Genomic DNA, 2,899 nt, shown 5'->3' on the forward strand with positions numbered 1-2,899 from the left:
CTCCCTACTCCCTACTCCCTGCCGAGCGCAAAAAGACTTTTTCAGCAAACCCTAATTATTTGAGATTTTTTTTTAATAAGTGTGAAAAAATATGATTAAAATAAGACACATATTTACTGCCTCTATGACTGGATTTATTGTCAGTCTTGGTAGCGGAGTTGATGCAGTTCCTAGAAAATTAACAGTAGAAGAAATTAATTCTATAGCAAAACAAACTACTGTTTTAATTGCTCCTGAATTAACAAAAGAAGAAATAGATGATTTGTTAGATAGAAAACCTGTCAAAAAATGGACGGTAGGTTCTGGGGTAATTATTGCCAAAAAAGGTAAAAAATATTATGTATTGACAGTAACTCATAACTTTAGTCAAAAACAAATAACTGCAGATACAGATTACGGTATAGTAACAAGCGACAGAGACAAGCGAGAAGTTCATCGGGTTACAGAAATAAATGATGGTAAGAAATGTAATGATGACTTTCTCAGAAGAATAAAAAATCAAAGCTTAGAAACTACTCTGGTAAGATTTGGTTGTTTTGAAAGCCAAAAAATAAATGGTTATGACTTAGCAATAGTTAGTTTTGAAAGTAAAAATAATTATCCTGTTGCTTCCTTAGGAGATGCTAGTAAATTAAAAGAGGGAGACAAAGTTTATATTTCTGGTTGGCCGAAAATTGAAGCAGAACCGAAGCTCAAACCTGATGGAACTCCACAATTAGATTCAGAAGGAAAAGTAATTTGTAAAGATCCTGCACCTCGAAGGCAAAGACGCCTTGCATGGGGACAATTACAAGTTTCTACTCCTGTTACTGAACAGGATAATGGCTATAGTTTATATTATACAGATCATACTCGTCCTGGTATGAGTGGTGGTCCTGTTTTTAATAGTGATGGTAAAGTAGTTGGAATTCACGGACGAGGTTCAGCAAATAAACTTATTTGTGGACAAATATATCAACCAGTATCTCATCATAATTTTACCTCAAAAGATTCATTAAAAGCAGAAAATAATTGGCAGTATTCTAGTGCATTTGAATCTCAAAATACTTTGCCACAAAATCACAAAAATAAGGCACAAAATGATTGGGATATATTTGACGAATTTGAACCTCAAAATAATTTAGAAAAGGATTCAAATAACAATCAAAATAATTCAGATTTCTTAGAGCAGGATAATAATTCAATCTTAAAAAGGATGTATAGTAGTGCCCAAAATGTTGATTATTCTCGACAATTAATTACACAGGTGGGTATGAATTTATCTTTTCAATTAGAAGCTCCTTCAAAAGGTTTAATTGAATCAGAAATAAAACAAGTTCCTAAAATTCCAACTTCTCCTGAAAGTAGTATCGGCAAAAAATCTGAATTAATCGACCCAAATGAAGCAAATGAGGGCGGTTTTGAAGACCCTAATGATACTATAGAAAATATCTATAAACTGTTTGGTTTTGATGTGGAAAATCTGGGTAGAGACAGGCCATCAGGTGGAGATAAAAGTATCTTATTAGACTAAGATTTTGAATAATTAGGGCTTGCTGAGTAAAATTGTAATCAATACCAACTCAAGCTTCCAGGGTTAAATATTGCTGGAAAAGTGCAAGGTTTTTGGCTCAATTACTCTCAAAATACTTATACTTTTCCCTTGAATATCAAAAAATTTGGCCGTAGCAGATAGTCTAAACTGTTACCTGTTCCCTATCATCAAACCCTAATTAACAATTACATTTAAGAAAAAAAATGTGTATTTAGTACAAGCTATAAAAATGCTCTATTTTTTGAGAAAACAAACCCTAAAATTATCTATTTTTCTAGGGGGAATACTGCTCAATTTTTTAGCACCAACTGTTGCTACTGCTCAACTTTCTCTAGCAGAAATTAATTCTATCGCTCGACAAACAACTGTGTTAATTGCTCCGGCATTAACCCCTGAATTACGACAAGACTTAGAAGAAAATCGTAATAACCCACTACAAAAATCAGGAATTTGGAATCCAGGCTCAGGGGTAATTATTGCTAAAACAGGAAATAAATATTATGTCTTAACTGTAGCTCATAATTTTCTACAAAGGCATCTTGATAGTAAAAAGTATTGGCAGCAGTTGGGGGGTATCCCTTATTATGGAATTAGAACTTATGATGGGAAAGTTCATATTGTTAAAAACGTTAATGACCATCGGGGATGTCCTCTAAAAGGCAATCCTCAATTAAAGGTACTGGTGAGATTTGGCTGTCGCGATCGCTTTATTGCAGGTACAGATATAGTTGACCGCAGTATTGGAACAGATCAAATAAGAGGTATAGATTTGGCGATCGTCACCTTTGAAAGCACAAACAATTATACAGTTGCTCCTTTAGGAGACCCTAATCAGGTTAATATCGACGATAGAGTGTATATTTCCGGTTGGCCTGACCCAGAAAGAGAGCAAGACCCGCAGACAGGTAGATGTCGTAATAGAGTAGCTCGCAGACAACGTCGTTTAGCTTGGGGTTTAGTTAGGGGAAAGATTAACCCTACTCCTAAACATCTGGGTTATAGTATTTTTTACACTGATGAAACTGCTGCTGGTATGAGTGGGGGACCTGTGTTTGACAGTAATGGTCGTGTCGTTGGCAGTCATGGATTAGGTAGTCAGAGCAAACCTTTATGTAGCGGGAGTCTTGAGGCGGGAGGTGAATCAGATTCTGGTAATGTTTCGAGTGGTGAGAATCTTGATTTTAATAAGTTACAAAAGCGGTATAGCAGCGGGCAAAATGTTAGTTATTTTGAGAATTTAGTCCAAGAATTTGATTTTGATTTGTCTTTCAGACGAGAGCTACTTAGATCTGAAGTGATAAAAGCTGGTATCACACACATTAAAAATCTAGAAGTTGCTAGTCGTAGTGGTCAAGTAGAATTTGA

Annotated in this window: 2 protein-coding genes; both read left to right on the plus strand. The window is 35.2% G+C overall.

What is annotated here, in order from left to right; genetic code table 11:
- Positions 1-91: 91 nt before the first annotated feature.
- Complete coding sequence (locus AC3DU7_RS30175; RefSeq protein WP_488042924.1) at positions 92-1,513, plus strand: S1 family peptidase; 1,422 nt, start codon at positions 92-94, stop codon at positions 1,511-1,513.
- Between the two features lie 226 nt (positions 1,514-1,739).
- On the plus strand, positions 1,740-2,899 hold a 1,160-nt coding region (locus AC3DU7_RS30180; RefSeq protein ID WP_488042925.1), incomplete at its 3' end, for a S1 family peptidase.

The sequence above is a fragment of the Okeania sp. genome, assembly GCF_983059655.1.

Coding starts and splice junctions, on each gene's coding strand:
- AC3DU7_RS30175 (WP_488042924.1), top strand. CDS start 92: ATGATTAAAATAAGACACATATTTACTGCCTCTATGACTGGATTTATT.